The organism is Pseudomonas sp. LB1P83 (assembly GCF_054897885.1).
The window spans coordinates 4,268,451-4,292,572 of sequence record NZ_CM142709.1; the positions used below are offsets into that span (position 1 = coordinate 4,268,451).

The 24,122-nt window shown below is 48.5% G+C and carries 18 protein-coding genes; 6 read left to right on the forward strand and 12 right to left on the reverse strand.

The window, feature by feature from the left end; genetic code table 11:
• Positions 1-4: 4 nt before the first annotated feature.
• The 3 genes from ACYZTY_RS19570 to ACYZTY_RS19580 form a co-directional block, all read right to left on the reverse strand.
• Positions 5-1,999 carry a polysaccharide biosynthesis protein gene (locus tag ACYZTY_RS19570; protein WP_461959360.1) on the reverse strand — a complete coding sequence of 665 codons (1,995 nt, stop codon included), beginning with the start codon at positions 1,997-1,999 and terminating at the stop codon, positions 5-7.
• Positions 2,000-2,108: 109 nt separating this feature from the next.
• Positions 2,109-3,137: an MraY family glycosyltransferase gene (locus tag ACYZTY_RS19575; protein WP_461959361.1), complete on the reverse strand. Its 1,029-nt coding sequence runs from the start codon at positions 3,135-3,137 to the stop codon at positions 2,109-2,111.
• Complete coding sequence (locus ACYZTY_RS19580; protein ID WP_461955090.1) at positions 3,137-4,102, reverse strand: UDP-glucose 4-epimerase family protein; 966 nt, start codon at positions 4,100-4,102, stop codon at positions 3,137-3,139. Before ACYZTY_RS19580 ends, ACYZTY_RS19575 begins: the two co-directional genes overlap by 1 nt.
• Before the next feature lie 325 nt (positions 4,103-4,427).
• Here ACYZTY_RS19580 and ACYZTY_RS19585 point away from each other — a divergent pair, with 325 nt between their 5' ends.
• The 5 genes from ACYZTY_RS19585 to ACYZTY_RS19605 all read left to right on the forward strand — a co-directional run bounded on the left by ACYZTY_RS19585 (position 4,428) and on the right by ACYZTY_RS19605 (position 10,036).
• Positions 4,428-5,525, forward strand: coding sequence for a DegT/DnrJ/EryC1/StrS family aminotransferase (locus ACYZTY_RS19585; RefSeq protein WP_461955091.1), 1,098 nt, complete (start codon positions 4,428-4,430; stop codon positions 5,523-5,525).
• Positions 5,522-6,469, forward strand: coding sequence for a glycosyltransferase family 2 protein (locus ACYZTY_RS19590; protein ID WP_461955092.1), 948 nt, complete (start codon positions 5,522-5,524; stop codon positions 6,467-6,469). The genes ACYZTY_RS19585 and ACYZTY_RS19590 overlap by 4 nt, the downstream gene beginning before the upstream one ends.
• Positions 6,462-7,415 carry a WxcM-like domain-containing protein gene (locus ACYZTY_RS19595; RefSeq protein ID WP_461955093.1) on the forward strand — a complete coding sequence of 318 codons (954 nt, stop codon included), beginning with the start codon at positions 6,462-6,464 and terminating at the stop codon, positions 7,413-7,415. The genes ACYZTY_RS19590 and ACYZTY_RS19595 overlap by 8 nt, the downstream gene beginning before the upstream one ends.
• Before the next feature lie 104 nt (positions 7,416-7,519).
• On the forward strand, positions 7,520-7,828 hold the full coding sequence (locus ACYZTY_RS19600) for a GtrA family protein (protein WP_461959362.1): 309 nt from the start codon (positions 7,520-7,522) through the stop codon (positions 7,826-7,828).
• 6 nt (positions 7,829-7,834) lie between these two features.
• Entirely contained in the window at positions 7,835-10,036 is a 2,202-nt protein-coding gene (locus ACYZTY_RS19605) for a glucosyltransferase domain-containing protein (protein ID WP_461955094.1), read from the forward strand.
• A 288-nt stretch (positions 10,037-10,324) separates the two neighbouring features.
• Here the strand turns inward: ACYZTY_RS19605 and ACYZTY_RS19610 are convergent, their stop codons facing one another.
• The 3 genes from ACYZTY_RS19610 to ACYZTY_RS19620 form a co-directional block, all read right to left on the reverse strand.
• Complete coding sequence (locus ACYZTY_RS19610) at positions 10,325-11,224, reverse strand: acyltransferase family protein (RefSeq protein WP_461955095.1); 900 nt, start codon at positions 11,222-11,224, stop codon at positions 10,325-10,327.
• Positions 11,225-11,506: 282 nt separating this feature from the next.
• On the reverse strand, positions 11,507-12,628 hold the full coding sequence (locus ACYZTY_RS19615; RefSeq protein WP_461955096.1) for an acyltransferase family protein: 1,122 nt from the start codon (positions 12,626-12,628) through the stop codon (positions 11,507-11,509).
• A 69-nt stretch (positions 12,629-12,697) separates the two neighbouring features.
• On the reverse strand, positions 12,698-13,807 hold the full coding sequence (locus ACYZTY_RS19620; RefSeq protein ID WP_461955097.1) for an acyltransferase family protein: 1,110 nt from the start codon (positions 13,805-13,807) through the stop codon (positions 12,698-12,700).
• Between the two features lie 317 nt (positions 13,808-14,124).
• On the opposite strand from ACYZTY_RS19620, the gene ACYZTY_RS19625 reads away from it, so the two are divergent.
• Positions 14,125-16,134, forward strand: coding sequence for an acyltransferase family protein (locus tag ACYZTY_RS19625; RefSeq protein WP_461955098.1), 2,010 nt, complete (start codon positions 14,125-14,127; stop codon positions 16,132-16,134).
• Between the two features lie 117 nt (positions 16,135-16,251).
• On the opposite strand, the gene ACYZTY_RS19630 is transcribed toward ACYZTY_RS19625, so the two are convergent.
• From ACYZTY_RS19630 to ACYZTY_RS19655, 6 genes are all read right to left on the reverse strand, one after another.
• Positions 16,252-17,604, reverse strand: a complete 1,353-nt coding sequence (locus ACYZTY_RS19630) for a hypothetical protein (RefSeq protein ID WP_461955099.1) — start codon at positions 17,602-17,604, stop codon at positions 16,252-16,254.
• 99 nt (positions 17,605-17,703) lie between these two features.
• Positions 17,704-18,816, reverse strand: a complete 1,113-nt coding sequence (locus ACYZTY_RS19635) for a glycosyltransferase family 4 protein (protein ID WP_461955100.1) — start codon at positions 18,814-18,816, stop codon at positions 17,704-17,706.
• Positions 18,813-19,442, reverse strand: coding sequence for an acetyltransferase (locus ACYZTY_RS19640; protein ID WP_461955101.1), 630 nt, complete (start codon positions 19,440-19,442; stop codon positions 18,813-18,815). The genes ACYZTY_RS19635 and ACYZTY_RS19640 overlap by 4 nt, the downstream gene beginning before the upstream one ends.
• Entirely contained in the window at positions 19,439-21,091 is a 1,653-nt protein-coding gene (locus ACYZTY_RS19645) for a glycosyltransferase (RefSeq protein ID WP_461955102.1), read from the reverse strand. Before ACYZTY_RS19645 ends, ACYZTY_RS19640 begins: the two co-directional genes overlap by 4 nt.
• Positions 21,082-23,379, reverse strand: coding sequence for a glycosyltransferase (locus tag ACYZTY_RS19650; RefSeq protein ID WP_461955103.1), 2,298 nt, complete (start codon positions 23,377-23,379; stop codon positions 21,082-21,084). The genes ACYZTY_RS19645 and ACYZTY_RS19650 overlap by 10 nt, the downstream gene beginning before the upstream one ends.
• Complete coding sequence (locus ACYZTY_RS19655; protein WP_461955104.1) at positions 23,357-24,121, reverse strand: ABC transporter ATP-binding protein; 765 nt, start codon at positions 24,119-24,121, stop codon at positions 23,357-23,359. Before ACYZTY_RS19655 ends, ACYZTY_RS19650 begins: the two co-directional genes overlap by 23 nt.
• Position 24,122: the final 1 nt, after the last annotated feature.

Genomic DNA, 24,122 nt, shown 5'->3' on the forward strand with positions numbered 1-24,122 from the left:
ACAATCAGGGTTCGAGACGACGTTGCTGGTAGATCCAGTCAACGATATCGCCTTCAGGGGTGTAGCCGCTGACCGTTTCGCGCAGGAGCTGACGGACGCGAGAATAATCGTCCTGATCGACAGCACTCAGCAACTCCGTCAAACGGACCTTGAGCACATCCCAGGGCAGATGGTCTTCGTTGGCGCTCATGATCATCGGATGCTGAGTAGCAGTGACGTTGTCGCCGATCAGCAACTCCTCGTAAAGCTTCTCGCCGGGACGCAGACCGGTGAATTCGATGGAGATGTCGCCGTGCAAATTCTTGTCCGAACGAACGCTCAAACCCGACAGGTGAATCATCTTCTCTGCCAGCTCGACAATCTTCACCGGCTCGCCCATGTCCAGAACGAACACATCACCACCCTGCCCCATGGAGCCCGCCTGGATCACCAATTGCGCTGCTTCGGGGATGGTCATGAAGTAGCGGGTGATTTTCGGGTGGGTGACCGTCAACGGGCCACCGGATTTGATCTGGCGGTGAAACAGTGGGATCACTGAACCGGAAGAACCCAGCACATTGCCAAAGCGCACCATGGTGAAACGGGTCTTGTTGACCCGGGATACATTGGCAGTGTCGCCGAATAGCACAGGGGCGATTTCTCGACTCAACGCTTGAAGTGTCATTTCGGCGAGACGCTTGGTACTCCCCATCACATTCGTGGGGCGAACAGCCTTGTCGGTGGAGATTAATACAAAATTGGAAACCCCAGACTGCAATGCAGCCTGCGCGGTATTGAGCGTGCCAATGACATTGTTAAGCACGCCTTCGGCAATGTTGTGCTCCACCATCGGGACGTGTTTATACGCAGCAGCGTGGTAGACGGTGTCCACGCCCCAGGTTTTCATCACATCCAGAAGTTTGTCCTGGTGGCGAATGGAACCCAGGATCGGCAGTAGCCGGACAGGCACCGACTCCCTGCAGGCGCGTTGCTCCAGTTCCGAAAGAATGCTGTAGAGGTTGAACTCACTGTGCTCGAACAGCAAAAGCGCGGTCGGGCCCAGCGCGAAAATCTGCCGGCACAATTCCGCGCCGATTGATCCACCGGCGCCAGTGACCATCACTGTCTTGCCTTTGATACAGCGTTCGAGCAGGTCTGGTTGCGCTGGTACCGAGTCGCGCCCAAGAAGGTCGGCGATATCCACTTCCTGGATGTCTTCGACCTTTACCCGGCCGCTGGCCAGATCGGTGAAATTGGGTACGCTTCGGATGTGAAGCGGGAAACGCTCCAGAATAGTGAGAATCTCCCTACGTCGTGCACGGGTAGATGACGGCAGAGCGAGAAGGATTTCCTGGGCGCCGGTTTCGTCGATCATCTGTTGGATGTGTTTGGGTTTGTAGACTTGGAGGCCTGCGATCGAACGATCCGCGATGCTTGGATCATCATCAATAAATGCCACGGGACGCATGGCTCGGCCCATGCGAAGTGCCGCGACAAGCTGATTTCCGGCCACACCGGCACCATACACAGCAACCTTGATAAGGCCGTCCTCACGATTGGTAAATGGTACATGCTGGGCGGTGTTGAACCAGTCGCCCATGAAATATTGACGCATGCATAGTCGCAGCCCGCCAATAATGACGAGGCTGAGCCACCAATAGTTGAAAACAATGGAGCGTGGCACTACCGCTTCGTGATTACTGTACCAATAGACAGCGACAGCCAAAATAAGCGACGAAAGGCTAACGGCTTTGATAATCGCGATAAGGGCATCATTGCCGAAATAGCGCATGACGGCACGGTACATGCCAAAACGCACAAACAAGGGAATAGCGATAACCGGGGCACAAACGAAGAGCCAAAAATGGACCTTCAAGGGGTTGTACATATCGTCCAGGCCCAGGCGCACAATGAACGCCAACCACAGGGCCATCCAGACCAGCAGGATGTCAGTGGCGACCTGTATCAACCTTTTCCGACGCCGAGGGAGCCCCACCAAATATGCTCTGATTTTATCCATAAACCCTTCAAACACCTCAGTCGCCTCCTCTCAGCAGACCCTTCACCGTGGTGAAACCTCAAAGTCGCGTCGCGATCACTTTAAACCTAAATGACAGAGTAGTTGCTGCTTAGTTCTTTAGCGGCGGATCTTCCAGCTCTCCGGCGCGAAACTTTATTGCCAGTGCGATCAGTGGCGCATAAGCCAAAATGACTCCCAAGGCCCCGTCTAGACCAAAACGTGTCACGCACACGGCTACCGGCAACAGCCAGAACAGATTGATCACGCCAACAGCGATAGTTACCGGTAAATGCTTGCCGAAACGACGCGAGGCGAATTGGTAGGCATGGCTGCGATGCGCTTCATAGACTTTGTCCCCTCTAAACAAACGGCGAAACAGCGTGAATGTTGCATCAACGATGAACACCCCCAGCAAAATCAGCCAGGCCCATAGCATCGGTGCACTCACCCACGCCACCTGGAGAGAAAGCCCGCCCAGAGCAATGCCGAGGAACCCGCTGCCGGCGTCGCCCATGAAAATCTTCGCGGGTGGGAAATTCAAGTAAAGAAAACCTGAAACGGAAGCAGCGAGCAACAACGGTCCCCAAATCAGCGTGTCGAGACCTGCCAACCAATAAAGCAGACAGGCGCCCAAGCAAGCACAAATGGCTTCTACGCTGGCAATGCCATCGATTCCGTCCATGAAGTTGTAGAGATTGAGCAACCACACCAGATAAACAGCGGCCAGCACATGACCGGCCCAACCCAAATTGACATCGGTGCCGAATAGCTCAATGGGAGGTAAACCACCTATCCAGCCCAGAAGCCAGGCCGCCGCCGCAAAATGGCCCAGCAAACGCCAGCGTGCGGCGATATGTCCGTGGTCGTCCATAAAGCCAATCAATGCTATCGAAACCCCTGCCCCTGCAATCGCGTAAAACGCCGATGGAGAAATCAGTCCCGCGGCGTACAGAAAACCCAACGAAACGATAAAAGCCACGACAATGGCTACGCCGCCGCCTCGTGGTGTCGCGACCACATGGGAACTGCGTGCGTTCGGAACGTCCATCAAACTTCGAGAAATTGCGTACTGACGTAACGCTGCCGTCAGCAGAAAGGAAATACCGACAGCCACTGGAATAAACCACGCATAACCGATCACTTGCGAGACTCCAGAAAATGCTGCGCCGTCGATTTCAATCCATCATCCAGACTTGCAGGTGGACGCCAGCCCAGTAGCGCTTGATTTTTCTTGATATCGACCTGCAATGAGCCGAAAAGCCGTTGCGCTGTCGCGCGTCGTCCCAACAAGCCGGCCAGAAACACCAGCATCCCGGCAGGTACGGGTACGAGCCAGGTCTTCACACCTAAATAGGTGACAAGGCGCCGCATAAGCTGGGTCGTTGAAACATCCTCATTATCGCTGACCAGAAAGACCTGATTCACAGCCCGGGGATGATCGACGCACGTATTGACCAAATCAACGACATTTTCCAGTGAGACAAGGCTTCGATGATTAGTCACCGCCCCGAACGGTAGCGGAATGCCCTTCACCAGCCAACGCATCATTTGCTGAAAATTCGCACCTACACCAGCACCGTATATAAGGACCGGGCGGATGATGACAACGTCAATCGCTCCCGTATCGGCGAGTTGCATGAGTTGTTGTTCCGCTTCGTACTTGGAAATGCCGTAAGGGTCCGAAGGCTGCGGGATATCATCTGCCGAGAACGCATGTCCCAGCGCAGTACTTTCCCCATTGACCTTAATCGAGCTAACAAAGATAAATCTTTTAACACCAGCTTGTATGGCCTGGCGCGCAAGATTAAGTGTGCCCTCGACATTAATCGCACGAAACTTTGCCAGCGATTGCGTCGGATCTTCGTGCATGACGTGCACTCGGGCAGCCGAATGCACAACCACGTGCACACCACTGAGGGACTGAGTCCAGTCGGTGGTTTCATCAATGTTTGATATATAAGTCTTTTCTACTAAATCGGGTAACTTACTATTCGGATTTCTGAGGGGGGCGACGACCGTAGTTTCCGGTAAAGTACAGAAACGCTTTACCAGAGCGCCTCCCAGAAACCCCGTCGCACCGGTCACAAGTATTTTTTTGGACATTTCAAACCGATTCAAAAAATAGATAGCAATGGAACAATCTATCACGTAAAGGCGTCATTTTGAGCGCTGAATTTATGCGGAGCGCCCTGCCCTGCCCCTTACACAGTACTGGTTAGCCGGCGGATGAGAAACTCGAAGCCCTGGTCTCAACGCGATTTTCCATCACACAGGTTGGAGCAAACACCCGGGAGAGATAGAATCCTCCCAATTTTGACTGATCGCTCTCCGAATAGAGCCTGAGACGCCTCGCAGCGTGCGTGTTGTCAGTAAGCCGTTCAAAATACACACTAAATTTAGCAGGCTACGCCTCGAAGGGAGCATATCGATGCAGCAAATCAATAATCTCAGCGCAAAAATTGCGAAATACCGGGATCAGATCGATGCATCCATTCAGCGCGTGGTTTCCAGCGGGTGGGTAGTCCTGGGGCCAGAGGTCAAACGTTTTGAAGCATCGTTTGCCGAGTATCTGGGCGCCAGCCACTGCATAACTGTAGCCAATGGTACCGATGCAATCGAATTGGCCCTCAAGGCCCTGGGTGTTGAAAAAGGTGACGTTGTTGCCACGGTTGCCAATGCCGGCATGTATACGACCACTTCTGTTCTGTCCATCGGCGCCGTACCGGCCTTCATGGATGTCGACCTCGATACTCAGGTCGTAACGTTCGCGGAAGTAAAGCGCGCCGTTGAAGCCGGAGCCAAAGCTGTCGTCGTAACGCACCTTTACGGCTTGGCCATCCCGGAAATCCAGGAGATCGCTGTTTTCTGTGCGGACAAAGGTATTCCGCTCCTGGAAGATTGCGCACAAGCTCACGGAGCCAGCGTGCAAGGCAAACGTGTAGGAACATTCGGCGACGCCTCGAGCTTCAGCTTCTACCCAACAAAAAACCTCGGTGCGCTTGGCGACGGCGGTGCAGTAGTCACCAACTCTGCTGAAATTGCGCAACGAGTCTCACAATTGCGTCAATACGGCTGGTCCTCCAAATATTGCGTGGAATTGGACGGAGCCAGAAACAGCCGTCTGGACGAAATACAAGCCGCCATTCTCTCCGAGTTCCTGCCCCACCTTGATCAGGGCAACTCGCGACGCAACGAGATTGCCGAACGTTATCGCAACGAAATAAATCAACCCGATATCGTTCATCCGCAGGGGAATAGCGGTGCTTGGGTCGCTCACCTCTATGTCATCAAGAGCCAGAAACGTGACGCATTGCAGCAACATCTACGTGGTCTGCAAATCGCTTCCGAGGTTCACTACCCGATTCCTGACTACAAACAACCCGTATTCAAGAACGTCAACGTTGATTGCCACTTGGCCAACACCGAGCGATTGGCAAAAGAGATTCTGACACTACCATGCTATCCAGAAATGGAAGAGCATGAAGTCAGCGCAGTGATCAAAGCAGTCAATGGATGGACTGCATGACGTACTCGATCATCATTCCTGTGTATAAAAACGCGGAATCCATTCCGCGTTTGATCCAGGCCATCGACGAAATCAACAAGAGTTTGAACAACGAGGTAGAAGCGGTTTTTGTCGTCGACGGCAGCCCGGATGCATCGTTTGAGTTGATTCAAAAAGAGCTGCCAAACCTGCCTTTTGCAGCGCAACTACTTGCCCATTCAAGGAACTTCGGTTCATTCCCGGCGATTCGAACGGGCCTGATGGCAGCAACCGGAGAATACTTCGGCGTCATGGCGGCCGACCTGCAGGAGCCGCCGGAACTGTTGATAAGCTTCTTTCAATCACTTTCAAACGATGAGTGTGATGTTGCCATTGGTACGCGCAACGCCCGTAAGGATCCTTTTTTTAGCCGAGTGGCCTCGTCAATGTTCTGGGGGCTTTACAGAAAGCTGGTCGTCCATGACATGCCTAAAGGTGGCGTCGACATTTTTGGCTGCAATAACACATTCAAAGAACAGCTACTGAAGCTAGAAGAATCTCGTTCGTCACTGATCGCGTTAATCTTCTGGCTCGGCTTCCGAAGGAAATTCGTCGATTACGATCGCCAGACTCGCCAGGAGGGTAAATCAGCCTGGACGTTCAAGAAGAAGCTGGAATACATGATGGACAGCGTCTTCGCTTTCACCGACTACCCTATACGTCTATTGATAAAAATGGGCGCGATAGGCTCATTGATATCTGCAGCAATAGGCCTGCTGGTCATCATTGCAAGAATTCATGGCACCATCGCAGTACCAGGGTATGCCGCCACCATGGTCGTGGTCCTCCTGCTGGGCACCTTGAACCTACTGGGCCTGGGACTTGTAGGCACTTATGCCTGGCGCGCCTATGAGAACACCAAACAGCGGCCGTTGGCAGTCGTAAGCATACAGTTGAACAACCGAGAGCAAATCAGCCATGTCTAATCCGACAATCCACCCTAGCGCAGATGTCAAAAGTACCAACATTGGCCAAAACACCCGTGTTTGGCAGTACGTTGTCATTTTTCCTGAAGCGGTGATCGGTTCGGATGTCAACATCTGCTCTCACTGCCTGATTGAAAATGATGTCGTGATCGGCGACCGAACGACGATCAAGTCGGGTGTATATGTTTGGGATGGCCTGAGAGTTGGCGATGATGTGTTCATAGGTCCAAATGTCACCTTTACCAATGACAAGTTTCCTCGCTCGAAGGTTTACCCGGAAACCTTCCTGCCGACCGTTATTCACGACAAAGCTTCGATTGGTGGCGGTGCCGTCATCCTCCCTGGCGTTACCATCGGTATGGGGGCAATGGTCGGAGCCGGTGCGGTGGTCACCAAATCCGTACCTCCGTATGCGATCGTGACCGGGTCGCCGGCGCGGATTACCGGATACGTAGAGAATTCAGCTGCAAGCGACAACAGCGAAAAACCGAAGCTCGTTGGAAGTGCAGAGTCGCAAGAAGGGATTACAAGGGTTGGAGTGGGCGACGTCACCTCACACAACTTCAAATTCGTTGCGGACATGCGGGGCGATTTGTCAGTCGGGGAATTCGAAAAAGAAATACCATTTGTTCCGAAGCGCTATTTTCTGGTGTTTAACGTACCCAGCCAAAAAACCCGCGGCGAACATGCTCATCACAAATGCCATCAGTTCCTTATCTGTGTTAAGGGTAGTTGCGCTGTTGTAGTAGATGACGGCCACAATCGTGCCGAAGTGATGCTGGACGCGCCAAACAAAGGTATTTATTTGCCCCCTTTGATCTGGGGCATTCAGTACAAATACTCTGAAGATGCAGTCCTGCTGGTATTCACTTCTGACTACTATGATGCGGCTGATTACATTCGGGATTACTCCGAGTTTGTGAAAATCACAGGTTCGAAAAACTAGTGGGCATTACCGTCTCAAAAGAAAACATACGTCGATGGGTTTCGTTCCTGGCAGGAGGGTGTTTAAACACCCTTCTAACCTATGGAATCTATTTGTTGTTGAACATGTATATGAGTTATCAAAAATCTTATGTGATTGCTTACATAAGCGGAATTATTTTCTCGTATCTGTTTAACGCACATGTTGTTTTCAATGTAAAAAAATCATGGAAAGGGCTGATGGCCTATCCTCTAGTTTATTTACTTCAATATGTGCTAGGCGCTATTTTGCTGAGCCTGATGGTAGAGAGATTAGGGATACCTAAAGAAATAGCCCCGCTTTTGATCATTGTCCTGCTTCTGCCGGTGACCTACTTGCTGAGCAAAACAATACTTAAAGCTACAGATCAGCCCAAGACAGGAATGGACCAGTAGAGCCAAATGACGAACCTGAAAGAGCAACTAAAACCTCAAAAACTTTCTCCGCCACATTCGTGTCAAGGGGCAAAGATATGGATGGCGCACATCTTACCCGTTGCTATTTTAGTCTTGGCATTGTGGTTACCCTACGGGTTTTCACTGATCGGATTGATTGAAGAATGGGGTTTGTTAGGTTCGTTTACAACCCACGGACTGTTCTTCGTAGCTGACACCTCCAGCCCTTTAGCCGCCCATGCGTTACGGCCACTGACAATCCTTCCTCAAGCCATTGCTTATTATCTGGACCCCTACTCCTTTAAATACTGGAACGTGCTCCTTGCGCTTTCATTGTGCGTAAAAGGGTCGAGCCTGAGCTACATAACCAGCTACATTACCGGTTCAGCAAAATGGGGCGTTATCGCTGGCCTGCTGATCGTTGTATATCCGGCTGATACAATGCAGTTGTCGTTTAGAGCGCTTCACATCAACTGGGCGCTTAGTTTCTTGTTGCTTGGCACCGCGATATTTATCGCTGCACTGCAAGCAAAATCGAGGCCCCTGTCCTACTTCCTGAGCATCCTGGCAGCCGTATTATTATTCGCCGCATGTGCAATGTATGAGGCTTCATTATTACTGACGGTACTGCCGTTTTTAGCGATACTCGCCAAGTCGAATTTAAAGTCATCTGCTTCCCAGGTGCGTCAGCACCTATGGAAACACCTGATCTGGGTTATGGGTGCCTTCACCTATATCGCCTATGTCATTCACACCGCACCGCTCGTTAACAGTTATCAAGGGGGTATCGCTGGCAGTACCAGTGTTATCACCACGCTCCTACATTCTCTTCCGAATTTGTTTTCGATTGGCTTGCTCAGAACGACCTTGGGGGGCTGGTATGATGCAACCCGTATAACAGCAGTGGAGTTCAGCTCTTATTGGTATGCTATTAGCGTGACGCTTATTATATTTGCCGCGCTTCTTCTACTGTCTCACCACAAAAAAACCAAAACCATCGAGCTCAATATTTCGGCGATAGTTTCCCTCCGACTGTTGATCGCTGGCATCATTTTAATACTATTAGGGTACGCACCGTTTCTACTGTCGACATCACATCAAGCAATCAGCCAACGCACCTTCTTGTTCGCAACTCCCGGCGGTGTGTTCGTGACACTCGCCATACTGATTGGCGTCAGCAAAGCAAGTAAAAATCTGGCAGCACTTTGCGTGGCCCTTTTTGTTTTTATTGGACTGTCAAGCCAACTCTATCAATTTCACCATTACGTTAAAATATCGGACAGGCAGCGTAATATTCTAAAGAATATCGTCGATCACTTTGACGGTAAGACCGATAACAAAACGCTGGTGATCGTCGACAAGACAAATCAACTCAATAACACCTGGATGTTTATAAACGAAAACCTGCAGGCCACGCTCAACTACATCTATGGGCATCCTTTTAACTCGCTGGAGGTCTGCCGCGAAGATGGCAGTGAGTGGCAGCATACTGACAGCGTTGGCCGAAAGGGGACCTGCGAGGAGACCACCAATGAATGGATCTTTCACTACCCGACTTCTATAAGTGGCCCCGGGTTTGAACCCACACCAAGCCTGGAAGACAAAAAGCTGGGTAAATCCGAAACCGTCGCGATCATTGTAAATCCAGATGGGGCTTCCGAGATCAATCCAGGCCGTACAGAAATGCTACGCAGTGACCAAGGTCGTACTGGCGCGATCTACCGTGGTTTTATCGATAAGCCAGACTATCAAAATCACTGGATAGGTTTCGCTGACCAAGAATCCACCGAGCACTACTTCTGGGGGTTTGGTGACTGGTGGAGTATGGAGTTGCCAATAGCAGGCTCTGGCTGGCGCGAAGCTGAATGGACTGTTAACAAGTTTCAGCATAACGCCTCAGCCTGGAAAACCAGTAAGCAGGCATTCCTCGACTTTAAGTTTTCACCTTCATCAGACCGTTATCAATTGCACGGAATGTTCGACGTAGTCGTTAACCCTGCGATAAAAACAAGCATGAAAATTGAGATAAACGGCGTCAATATTCCATTTGAGTGGAACGTGGACAACAGCTTTCAAGCTCAGCTCACCACGAACCTACTTCGAGACGGAAAGAATACGATTACTTTTATTTCGGATGTTGATGATAAATACTTTGGGTTTGCGGGAAGACTTGACTGGATTGAGATAAAAAATAGCACTACCAACTAAAACACTATTGCTTCCTGTCCATCCAATCAGTGATGCGCAGGAAGCATCGCTCTGTACATAGCCTCCTACTAATTAATTCAAATCTCCTGCTGTATTGGTTGCTACCAATTGCTATCAATCTCTAGGGCACCGACATATCGCACGGGTGCCCTCTATACACAAACTCCCCCTTACGCCAGCCGAGTTGCTGGCGTTCTTAAATCTGTGGAAAAATGAAGACCGTGCCTGCGAAAGATCACACCACATGCTCACTCATGAATAAAAAACCGGTCCGAGCAGCCGATAGAATCAAACAGCCGTAGGTTCACTTTGCTTGTTGCTTACACTAACCTTGAAAGCACGATAGCGTTTAATAGCAGTCCTGCCAGCGCGAAGTCCGTAGTCTTCTACCGTTTTATGTAAGACATAGCACAATAGCAACAGAACTATCGTGACCTGCATTTTCAACGGTATAACTGTCATCCCAGCCTTGGACAAAAAATCCAACAAGTAAGGCCAAGCCCAGTTATGAAACAAATAAACTGAATACGTCAGGTTCGAGGCAATCCTAATTAACGGACCGTCTTGCATCTTATCTCTAATAAGCCAAGCCCCAAAAAATATCATCAATGCATACATTGAGTGATTATTGTTACTGAACACCGGATGGACTTTTGTGGTCATGATCCAAAAAGCAAAAACGATAGATATCATTACCGCGATACAAACGTTCTTGTTAGCCTTCCCTGTCTCCAAGAGGTAAACGCACGCCGGTAAAAATAGGAACGGCGCGTACAAAGTAGTATACCCAAGCGTTAACCCTGGAGAGTTTGGAAAGGGTGGAGAAAAATAAAGAACTGCAGCCAAGATGGCAAACACAGTAGGAAGATATTGTTGATTTCGCATCAACCCGGACGACTTAAATATCACCATCAGCACATAGAATGCAACCTCGATGCGCAACGTCCACTCAACTCCCGATAGAGACGTAGGAATTCCAACAATATCTCCTAATAGCAGGAAATGTGGTAACCACTGCCATGCAGGCGGAAAGGGCATCCCATTAACAACTTCGTTTACAACCGCCTCACAAATCAGCGCAAATATGAACAATGGATAAATTCTAAAAAAACGCTTTATCAGGAACTCTGTCGTCTTCTCCGATTGAAGCACGTGCGTTATTACATACCCGGAGGTTATAAAAAACACAATTACACCCGCAGCCCCACTCCAAGCGAGCGGAACAAGTGCAGAGAGGACATATCTTAAAGATACGTGAAGTGACTCGTCGATTACGCATAGTAAAGATCGGGGAACATCCTATGTCCAACAAGCACACCTACAAAGGCAAATATACGCATACAATCCAAAAATACTATTCTATCCATGATTTTCTTGGGCATATAAAACCGGCAATTTAATGATTGAGCTTGGGAATATTAGTTGATTGCGCCAACCGCGCGCAACCGATATAAATTATCACCACAGTAATCAGATCACTGTTACGACCGTCTTTTTCTTGCTAAACAAAGTCTTTATTTGCTTTTGTAAGGGCTTCTCAATAGCCAAATGCAATCCAATAGACACGCACACGACAATCAACAGGAAGACTGCCAAATGCATAACTTGGTACACCAACGACGCAGAAGCATGTGCAGTATATAACGGGCGCAAAATGGCATGTATAAGATAGAACGCGAATGAAGACTCTCCCAGCAATATCATTGTTTGCCCGGAGAAGGCTTTAGAGATTCTGGAGGTTTGATTTATAGCCAAGCCCAAGATGACAATTGCGAACAACGCCGCATAAGACGCATCCCAACTAAAGGCCGACAAAAAATTCTTAGTCCAACCCATAAGCACCAGTACCAGCATCAATGAGGTACCAACAGCCACACTCCAAAACTGCTGCGCTTTATTGGAGTGCACAAAGTGACGTTTGTAATAAATGGCCGCAGCTATACCTAAACAGAAGTCAAATATCCTGGTAGCCGGCATGCGGTACAGCCATCTGTGGGCAGAGTCAGGACTGATGGATGTGAGTTCCACTCGTCCCGGCATGGAGAAATAGGCAGCAAGACAAAGTTGAGCAGCAAAAGCAAAGATCGCAAACGCCAGCAATCTGTTCCGCGAGTTAATAATATTTAACTTGCTCAATACAGGGATAAGTAATGGGAACATCAAGTAGAGAAATATCTCCACACTAATGCTCCATGCAGGCCCATTAATTCCGAACGCGAAGTAAACGTCGCCACTCCAGGCCTGGATCCCGGCAAGGTATAGAAACAGAGGAGTTTCTAGTCCCGAATTCATCCAAGGATAAATTATGCATAGAGCATAAAGTGGATAAATTCTCGCAAACCTGGAAACAATGTATTGGAACGTGTTGCTTAACGCATTCGACTCAAACTTTTCAAGGTAGTTATAGGTAATAATAAAACCTGAAAGCACAAAGAAAAATGTCACGCCGCTATAACCAGACCCTTGAATTCGTAAAGCCCATCCTTCAAGACCTGGAATATTGTAGTGCGAAAAAAACACCATTAATGCTGCAGCAAATCTAAGTCCAGTCAGGGCGGGTATTGCACCTGAACGGTCAAATGAAATCGGCATCATCACTCCTAAAATTCGTAAGTTCCACTGCAAGTCGGTAATAGAACGCGCTATCTTTTGAAAGCTCCGTTAACTCAACCTACTTTTGCTCTGCGGCTCTGGTGTATCAAACAAAGACTTGCGGGCAGAAATGTCACGATATTTATTCAAACATATTTTGCCTGCACGCAGACCATACCGCTCTACACTTTTATGTAATCCAAAGCACACTAAAAATAACACAATCAAAATCTGAGCTTTTGCCGGGATGAAAAGCAATCCACAATAATCCACGAAGGAAGATATGTAACTCCACAGCCAGTTGTGGAATAGGTAGACAGAGAATGTCATGTTAGATATCAAACGTATCAACGGCCCGTCTTCAATTCGGTACCGCAAGGCCCACCCTATGAGAAAAATGGCAACAGCATAGAATCCATAATTAAACTCTTTCCAGCCTGGCTGATACTTGGCAAGCATGTAAAGAAAACAACCAAACAGAATAAAAAACGTAGCGATGCACAGATTTTTTCTCGCGCTTCCAGTTTCCCAAAGATACACGCAGGCGCCCATGAGCAGAAACGATGAATAAATTGTCTGGTACGCCAAAGGGAGATTGGTAGCGCTAGGAAAAGGCGGCAGTAAAATAATTCCTGATGCAATAATGATAAATACAACAGGCAAATATTTTTGGAATTTGAATAGGCCTAAAGCCTTAATAACGGCCATGACTATATAAAAGGCAATCTCCAGCCTGAGAGTCCACTCGACCCCACCAAGGGCCAACGGAGTTCCAAAAAAATCGCCTATCAAAAGAAGTCGTGGGACCCATACTGAGAGAGGGGGGAAGACTGCGCCTCTTAAAAAATGATCGAATAACCCCTCCATCAATACCGCTACGATAAAAAGCGGATAGATCCTGAAAAATCTTTTTAGCAAAAACTCAGGCGTGGATTCCGACTGCAGCACATGGGTAATGATATATCCAGACGTCAGAAAAAACACGACCACCCCTGCGCCACCGCCATAACACAACGGAAGGATTGCTTGGGCGAGATACCGGACAGTTATATGCAATGCCTCATTAGTGGAGGCAAAAGCGATTGAGTCATATAATTTGTGAGCAATTAGCACACTGATGAACGCAAATATCCGCATTACATCGAGAAAAACTACTCTGTCGGTGATTCTGTTAGCCATATCTAGACCGCGCATTAAGGAATTGAAGACCGAAGACTGGGGGAGCCATTGCGACAGCGGGAATTCTACAAGCCTTGGCTATCACTGTCAGGTTTCGCACACTCCGATTTGAAAGAAGCCTCAAACAACGCCACATCGGCCGAAATGGCGAATTCTTGAGCCTAAAAATCGATTGTCGAAGGCTATTCATCCCCTTAAGATGCCTGCCTGATCGAGTTCGGTTGCGCCTGTACCTGTCACGACCCCAAAAAAATGAGTCTTTTCAGCTATTTCAACAACACTATGAAGCATGGACACCTAGGGATTATCTTTCGAAAATGTTGCTCGTCGATAAAAGCTCCACAGTGAGCAGATCAACCATCCAGAGTTATCATCCTGTCTATCGACCCGATATCGATGGCTTAAGAGCTTTTGCGATCCTCGCCGTGGTCATATTCCATGCCTTCCCCACTCTCCTTCCAGGGGGATTTGTTGGAGTCGACGTTTTTTTTGTAATTTCCGGTTATCTGATCTCGAGTATTATCTTCAAGAACCTGCAAAGCGGCACATTCAGTTTCTATGACTTTTACAGACGCCGTATACGCCGGATATTCCCTGCGTTGCTACTGGTATTGGCGGCAACATTCTTGTCTGGCTGGATAGTGCTGTTGGCTACTGAGTTCCAACAGTTAAACAAACACATAGCTGCAGGGCTTGGTTTCATACAGAACATTATTCTATTCCAAGAGTCTGGCTATTTTGAAGTCAGCTCTGAGTTGAAACCGCTTACACACTTGTGGTCGCTCGGAGTAGAGGAACAGTTTTATCTGGCCTTTCCAATTATCGCGCTACTAATATGGCGTTGGAACCTAAACGCTCTGACAATCATCGCGCTTATGCTGTTGGCGTCTTTATATTCCAATATTGTCCAAGTTTCTACCAATACCACTGCCGCGTTTTTCTTACCGCAATACCGTGTCTGGGAGCTTCTATGTGGCAGCATTATAGCCTACGTCACCCTAACCAGGAAGTCCGCCCCTTTATCATTGATGATGTCCCATATAGCCTCAGTCCTCGGCCTTTCGCTGCTGATAGCATCCGTAGTATTCATAAATAAAAACTTTCAGTTTCCGGGGTATTGGGCAATTGCCCCTGTATTGGGATCAATGCTAATCATCACCGCTGGTCCTAAGGCGGTGATCAACAAGTATATTTTCACCCACCGATTTGCCGTTTGGATAGGCCTTATCAGTTATCCGCTATATCTATGGCATTGGCCGCTGCTTACATTCGCGCGAATCATCAAATCTGAGATTCCGAGCCCACTAATAAGAATAGCAGTTGTAATGGCAAGCGTAGCACTTGCATGGGCGACCTACCGATTTGTAGAGAAACCGTTCCGAGCGAAATCCAATCCAAAAGTGGTATTTAACGGGCTTGTGGTGACGGCATTTGCCTTTGTTTCTGTGGCCATATTAACCATTGTGAACAATGGTTTTCCGTTCCGACAAAAGGACCGTGAAGAATTCGCCCGGTCATTCGCCAATACAGCTCCTGACTGGAACTACTTTACAAATAACGAGACGGCTGCGCGCTTCCGCATGGACTGCGACTTTTACGACACAAAAAGTTTCTTTAAAGGAAAAGCAACCAATAGCCCCACAAGCAGCATAGCACCGAGTTGTTACACACCTACATCGAACAAAAAAGTGCTCTTATGGGGCGACTCACATGTTCAGCAGCTAAACTATGGCCTTAAGCATACGCTACCGGACAGCATTTCTATCCTCCAAATAGCCAGTTCAGGTTGCTTTCCCAATCTCCCTGATAAATTCTCAGCAGAGGCTGAGTACTGCCGGGTTTCCAATCAAACAGCACTCGACGTTATAAAGAAAGAAGCACCGGAGGTTGTTGTTATTGCGCAAATTACGGGGCATGACACCGTGAATGACTATAAAGCAATGACAGCACTACTGAAAAGCTATGGGATTTCCCACATCGTCATCGCAGGACCGGTTCCAAAGTATCAGGCGAGTCTCTATCAAATCATTACAAGAAAGTATTGGCTATACACGCCAAGGCGTATCATTGACGATGTAGACAGTTCAGTATTCGAAGTGGATGCGTCTCTAAAAGCAAAATATGGTAGCGGTCAAGGTGGCTTCGAATATTTCTCAATGACCGATCTGTTTTGCAATAAGGACGGTTGCATTACCTATCTGGGAAACGATCGTAAGAACGGACTGGTAACATTCGATGCAACACACCTGACTTCAATTGCATCGGTCTACGTCGCTAAAACCGCTCTCACCGAAGTCATTCTTAAAGACCTGCAGATACGTCCATGACGACGGGGCAATACAAATTCTAGCCGAACACTGAATTGCTTGTGAAGCCGATATAACAACTTCCATCGCCTTCACAAGCAATATCGCTTCTCCCTCATCAACACCAAGATATCAAGATCATGGGAGTTCATATGAAATGCAGGCCATCGCCGCGCTTGTAATTCCAAGGGATATCGAAGACAGAAAAATAAAGACCACTGAAAGAACTAGCCAATGCTGGCGAATTGTTGCTCCGAACGTTTTCCATTCGAACCGAGTTACAACGGCACCGAACAATACCAAGTAAATCGGTATGAAGAATCGGGTTTCTACCGCTCCCGGCAAGATAGCAAATACTGGCAAGAGAATGGGGGCCAGGTAAGCCGCTTCAATCCAGCGTTTTTCTTTGCGCCACCAATAGATCGATACACAGAAAAACAATAAAGAAAAGCAAAGGAACGACACAACACTTTTATTGGTGGAAGATTTTTCGGCATAAACGATGCCATCACGCACATCCAGACCATTGATAAAGTGCCGACCATAAATTCCCAGAAACTGCACTGGATGCTTCAGGACCATCGACAAGTATCCACGCATACTAGGATCTGAGAACGACGAGTCATCAAGATTCCGAAGCGCAATACCTGCAGGATCACGGTAGTAAAGACTTGGCGCAGGACTGTCTTTGCCTGCGTAGGTCTCATAACGCTGAACCACCATCCCCCAATAGAGTTGCTGTGCCATTAGCGGTTTACCCTTCACCATGGCAATCACCAAGGGCGTGGCGGTGCCATGTATACGCTTGTTGATCAGCATCTGTGGCGTCGCAACGATTAAAGCTCCTAGTAAAAAGGCAAGCATCCCGAAAGCGCGTAATCGCCAAGGAATACCCTGCATAAACACGAACAAGACAACGACGAAAAGCGCCATCGCGGCAAAAAGATAAATTGTCCGAATATTATAGGCCGCGCTGACAGCAGCGCCGGACAGGAATAGCCAGCACCACCAATATTGCGAATTCACACGGGTCGCCAGCGCAACACCAATGATCAGTACGAGCAGTGCAGGCAAGTCAGACAATGGAAACAGGAATAAGCCTGGAAACACGGCGATTGTGAGTAACGCGAAGACCGTCCGTCGAGCGAAGGACAACGTGCCCCCGAAAGTCTTCAAGAAAAAGTTAGCGATGGGGCCTGTCAGCAAATAAGCATAAACTGCAGAAGAGGCAAACTGAAAAACAATTCTTCCGTTATCACCTGCCACATCAGCGAGTGCGTGGACAGGCACGAGTAAAAGTGGATAAAAATATCCACGCGCTACTTCAGGAAAATTCACTATCACTGAAGGTGAACTAAGCGACCAATACAAACTTGAATCAAAAGGATAGAAAGAAATATCCATGATCCGATGAAGCATTAATGACAGCAGGAAAACTGTAAAAAAAGAAAACAATCTCTGGCGGTGATGAATTGAGTCCAATAAATGCATGACACTCTCTACGTCTAGTTTTTTTTAATGCGCTATTCTTGTCATTTTACGTGCACAATATAGACGCAAAGCTCTTAGCTATATTTCAGTCACCTACACTCATCGTTTCAAAAGCGAGTGATATATTTCGCTGTACGACTTAACCATATCGTCCGCCTTGAAATACTCTTCATAACGCTTTAGAGCATTCTCCCCCATCTTTGCGGCCCCCAATGGATCATCCCAGAGCTTTTTCATAGCGCTGGCGAGAGACGCACTGTCGCCAGGGAGTGCCACACAGCCTGTTTCACCTTCGATATTGATGTACGTCGTACCTGTCCCAATTTCGCAGGAAATGAGCGGTTTCCCATGCATCGCTCCTTCCAGTAGAGAAATCCCGAAGGCTTCGGACCTGAGGTGGGAGGGGAAAACCAGCGCGAAGCACAGAGTCATTAGTGCGGCCTTATCACTGTCTGGCAGGGCACCGACAAAAAAGACATTATCCAGGCCTGCGTCTTTAGCCTTCTGTTTCAGCGCCATTTCCATAGGCCCTTTGCCCATGATCACGATTGGCAGCCGGGTCTGCTGAGCCGCTTCCAGAAGAAAATCGAGGCCTTTGTAATAACGGAGCGCCCCGACAAAAAGGAAGAAGCGCTCCCCCACTGCCTGACGCCAATGTGCCAATGATGCTTCAGTCGCCTCTGGGTACGTATGGCGATCAATACCAATGGGGACGACCTTGACCTTATCTACGTATTTGCCAAGTGTCTCGCTGCTGGCAACATAGTTAGGTGAGGATGCAACGATTACATCAACATTTCGTAGAAATGCGTGCAAGAGCGGATTATAGAGTCGGAGCAACGACTGCTGTTTCACGATATCCGAGTGATAAGTAACAACAGTCGGTTTCTTGACTCTAGTTAGAAAGTGCACCATATCCATAAATGGCCACGGAAAATGGTAATGAATAATGTCGGCTTGTTTTGCGAGTTCGTAGAAGTCCTTGATCGCCCCGATTGAAAAGCCCGTGGAAGCGATCTGAAAATTCTCATACGAGCGATGGGTAAGGTGATGTCCGAGCCGTTCGTTGCGCATGGCGCCACGGGGACTAAGGTAAAGAACTTCAGATTCGATACCGTGCTGCACCCCACCCTCAGCGAGCTGAAAGATCACCTGCTCTACCCCGCCCATGGTGTCTGGGTAGTAAGTCTTGAAAAAATGCAGGATTTTCAATGTTTACGCCCCAAAAACTTAGCAGGGACTCCCACGTAGGTGCCAGCCTTATCAAGATTGCGATGAGCACACGCACCGGCTCCCAGCATGACATCGTCTGTCACCCGAAGCCCGTCGATCACTGTTGAGCCCGCCCCCAGGAAGCAGCGATCACCGATACAGCTGCGGCCAGCAACTACAGCGCCGACGGAAATGTGGTTGTAGTCACCCACCACACACTCATGCTCGACAATTGCGCCGGTATTGATAATACAACCGCGTCCGACGGATGCCATCGGCCCAACATGTGCGTGATGAGCAATAAAAGTCCCCTCGCCGATTTGGGCTCCGATGCCTATGGTGGCGCTGGGTGAGATGAGTGTCGCTAAACGCCATCCCTGCTGAATGACCCATTCGCACTGCTCTATTCTCTTTTTGTTGTCGCCAGCTGCGGGAATGACTGACCAATCCTCGGGTAGCTCAAAATCCACGGACGCTTTCACTGGAAAAGAACAAAACGATTCATCTGGTTTAGCGTTGGCGTCAATAAAGCACAACTGCGTTATGCCCGATGCAAGTGCAACGTCAGCCACACTTCGGGCATGACCGCCAAACCCCAGAATCAGGAACCCTGTAATGGAAGTCACGCCAGGACCTCCAAAGGGTTACCGCCACCGGCAGAGATAGCTTCAAGAACAGTGATGTGTTCATTCACGACATCCGTCCAGGTACGCTGAATCAAGCTCTGATAGATGTTTTTCTGCAGTTTAAGAAGCTCCTCTCGATGAGACAGAGCCCATTCAATACGGCGAGCCATATCTTCCCATTCAAACGGGTCAAAAAATGTCGTGTCTTGAAGCTCGGGCTGGTCAAGTATTTCCTCAGTAACCGCAATTCGAGCCATGACCACCGGCGTGTCTACTGACAGAGCCTCGGTAAAGGTGAATGGGCACCCCCCTTCACTCAGACTAGGGTTTACCGCCAGGTCTGCCAACTTGTAACACGCAGCAAGCTCCTGCACCGTCAAGCCGTATAAGCATAAAACATCATTCTCCAAACCGTGTTCGGCAATGAATTTTTTGACGGCCGGATAACGCTCAGGATCACCGGTCAAAATCAGTTTGTGGCTGACATATTTTTTCCTTAAAAGGAATTCGTATGCTCGCAACAACATCAACAGGTTTTTGTTCGGTCTAAATTGGCTCGCATAAAATATAAACTTAAAGGAGGCATTTGCGAAACCTACCGTATAGTTCTTATTGGAGGATTTACGCATCGCACTAGCGAGAAGCGTTTGTGAATAATGGAGCGAGGTGGCTTCCAGATCCGCAAACCCTCGAGTTGTGACCCACTGGTTCAGCATATTCGGCGCATGGTGGATCACCGATACATTGGAAGCACGGATCGAATACTGTTCGACCAATGTATCCCACTTGATTGCGTTGCTGTAGGTGACGTAATGCTGCCCAGTCTGGATCGATCGGCGAACATCCTCAAAGGTTTGCAAAAAGCGTTCACCTCCTACACTTGAGAAACCGACAGGGAAATCCGATAACACTACATCTGGCACGCACATCAGACGTGGACGATCTATCTTGTTGAAGGCCGGCCAAAAAGCAGTAGGACTGTACCAAGCTTTCACATCAGCCAGGCTATCAATCAAGTGAAGCATTCGCTCTGACTCAATTCGTTCCATTCGCTTATAAAGTCGGAAAATGAGAGCATCGTCCTTCGGCTCCCCGACAGCCACTTGAGCGCGTGATAAATGGCGCCGAAAAGGTCGAGTCAGTCGTTTAAAAACAAACTTTAGTTTTATGAAAAAAAGAACAATCAACGCCAAAATAATAAGTGGGCTAAACAAGACCCCAAGGCTGAGAAGAAAAAGACCTTCTATAAACAGTAGCGCTACACCCGCATACGAATTGGTCGTTACCAATTGTTGCTCAACGTGATCAATAGCAGCTTTTTTAATCGCTGAGAAACCATTGGAAATTCTTTTGAATATTCCTGGCTTCCGTTTTCGTTTCTTTCTAGCGATGTAGGCTTCGTAAACGCGTAACACCATCGGCTTTTTCGATGGAGAAATTAATTCGAAGCGCTCTTTAGAGACACCTTCACTGCGAAATAGATCTTCAAGCCCTTCTTTTGACCAACTCGGACATACCAGTACAAAGCGCACATCTTCTCGGTCGCTAGCCCCTTTCAGAAAGGCAGCGAGGTATCTACCCAAGCCTTCGTGACGCAAATCCAAACCCGGCGCATAGGCCAAGTAGATACCATATTTATTTATAGACACTCGCGTATGACTCCCCAATATTGTGCCGCCAACTTCTCAACGCCTTGTTCTGCCAATACCTCAGGCGATGGAAGCAGGGCCTTCTTGGACAAGTAAGTCAATTCCATTTCTTTCAGCTTGTGCGCCATCTCTTTATAGTCGGCGGCATTCATCCAGGACAACTGCAGTGAGAACTGAACGTCCATCTCACGCATAGCCGGATAGTCACTACTCAATGCCGGTACACCCAAGCTAGCGGCTTCAACAACACTGAAGGAGCCGTTGTCAATTTTGCCTGCATGCCATAGAAACATTGCATTCGCCAAAGCACTGCGATACTCAAAGTCTGGGAGTTCGCCAAGCCATTTAACTTTCTCCCACAATGCGGCGCTTGCATTAACCTGTACAGACAGTAACTTAAGGTGCGGTTCACTGCTCTCTAGCAGGTTGTTAGTATTCACACCCGTTACATGACAGAAGAATTGCCCTCCTAGAACCTCATAATAGAACTTGAGTGCTTTTAGTGCATTTACATGATTCTTGTGCGCCCCGGCATTAGTTGTCCACAGGAAATATGGCTGGTCCGGGGCCGACAACATCCCACATTCAACTTTTGAAAAATCGGGTGCGAGCATAGGTACTTTAGCGATTCTATTTAGCTCAACACCGGCATACTGAATGGCGTCCTGTTCCGTAAACTCTGTTGTTACAAGAAGCTTCTGTGCCCTGCGCACGGCACTGATAAAGTGTTCATCTCCGCTGTTGGAAAGTACCTTTTCATACCGCTGAAGGTAGTCATAGACCATAAATATGCATGGCCGCAGAGGTACTAAGGGTGCCTGCACGCGATCAGAGACTATGATCCACGCATCGCAGTCCAGAAGCTGTTTGATACCGTCATCCGGGACAACATATCTTACGGAGTCCGGTTCCCAACCGTCATGACCTGCATATCGCATGGCTCTCCGTGCTGTTTGCGCGTCGAGGGTTTTCCAGTGAAAAGTGCGCAGCTGAATTCTCTCATCCTGATCGGAAGGATCTTCTGCCTCATCGTCAGCAGACTTCAAATGCAAGAGGACAACGTCGACATCCTCTCCCCACTGCCTGCTCCCTTCATGCAAAGCTTCCGCTAGCAGATGGGCACCACGAAGGCTCCCCCCTCGATACTCGACTGGGACTACCACTGCGATTTTCTTGCGTTTGACTGGCCGTTGGCTTTGTTCCAAGCGGCTGACTTCCAGCTCTTGCAAGATTTCTTTGAAACTGCTTATCCAAGCGGCTTCACAGTTCTCTGCGCGCATGGGCTCCAGCAGTACTGCCTGACTTCTACGGACTTGCTCAATAAACTTCGTGTCATCATTCAAGATGCGACGAATTTTCTCTCTCGCTTCTTTGACAGACTCGCATCGACCAGGAAGGGTCGCTCCACCCATCCGATCCAGGATGCCGCCACTCATGAAGATCAGTGGCATACCGACGCGAATGGCTTCGAAGGGATGATAATGAATATGGTTGGGTTCGCTTGAATGATAAAACATCACTCGCGACTCTCTCATGTTACGTTCATGCTCTTCGTTGGTGACAAATCCCAACACATTCGGATCACTCACCTCTATCGGCTGAGAACCACCGATTTTGTATGGCAACCCTTGCATGTCCGAAATAAAATCTTCATATACTTTTTTATAGTAACTACTGAAACCAATATCCGGGCAAACGAAAAAAATATGCTTCTGCCTGCCGTTCCAGATGTCATTGATCGCACAGTTACTCAGGCCCAGCGGTAAAAATGCCTTACGCTTCTGCAGGTACATGGGTTCAGAATCGGCAAGATGCTCGTACGCAATACCCAACCAAAGACGTCGTCCAAGTTTCTTTACTGACTGCGTACCTAGCGTCAAGACCTTCACGACTTCTGAATAGCTTAGTGTTTTGTCCAGCCCATAAGCGCGCCAAATAGCCGCGCCAGTGAATGATCGTGAAACCTCATTCATGAAGCCTTTCGAGTGGCAGATAAAAAAACAAACATCGAAATATTTATTGGCTATATCCCAGGCTTCTTTCGACGGCGACACATACCAGTTCTGCTGATTTAATACCTCTAGATCTTCAGCAGGAATAGTAAGGTTCGCATCCTCCGAATGATCTATGCTTGCCGAACGAAAACCGATTTCCTGTGGAAATGACTTTGGCAGAAAAAATTCTTTAACCCCCAATGTCTTGAGCATTTGAAGCTCGAATTTACGAGCTGCGCCATGGTTCAGCAGCCACATCACACGAAACGGTTTAGTTTGCATCAGCAAGTCCATTTATCTTCTTGTATTCAGCTATCGCGTCGGTTATTTCACCGTCGAACAACAACTCGCCATGATGAAACACCAAGCCCCGGGTGCAGATGGATTGCAAAGCACCGAAGTCATGAGAGGCCAGCACGAGTATTTCAGCCTTTTCGATCAGACTGGTAATACGTACTTTAGCCTTTGCCATAAAGTTGGCATCGCCCGCACCAATTACCTCGTCCAGCAACAGAATGTCGCCGCCGACCGTGGTTGAGATAGCAAAAGCAAGTCGTACTTGCATCCCGGCAGAGTACGTTTTAATCGGGTAATCAATGAACTCGCCCAGATCGGCAAACGCTACGATTTCGTCGATCTTGTCTCGCATGAACTTAGGAGACAGGCCTAGCAGCAGGCCACGGTAGAGAATATTCTCACGTCCCGTCGCGTCCGGCTCGAATCCCAAGCTCAGGTCAAACAGGGAACGAACCTGGCCTTGTACATCGAGCTCGCCGCTGGAGATTGGATAGAGGCCTGCAACCGTCTTGAGGAATGTACTTTTACCCGCGCCATTATGCCCAAGAAGCCCCACGCGCTCGCCGCTGACAATTTGAACATTTATGTTCTTGAGTGCGTGAATATCGGCCACGTGGTTATTGGCATCTTTTTTTGCGAAAATGTTGGCCATCAATGACTTTAATGAACGCTCCTTATAGGCCGCAGCCGCGTAGTGGAGATTGACGTTCTTTACATTGATCTGATTGATTTTATTCATT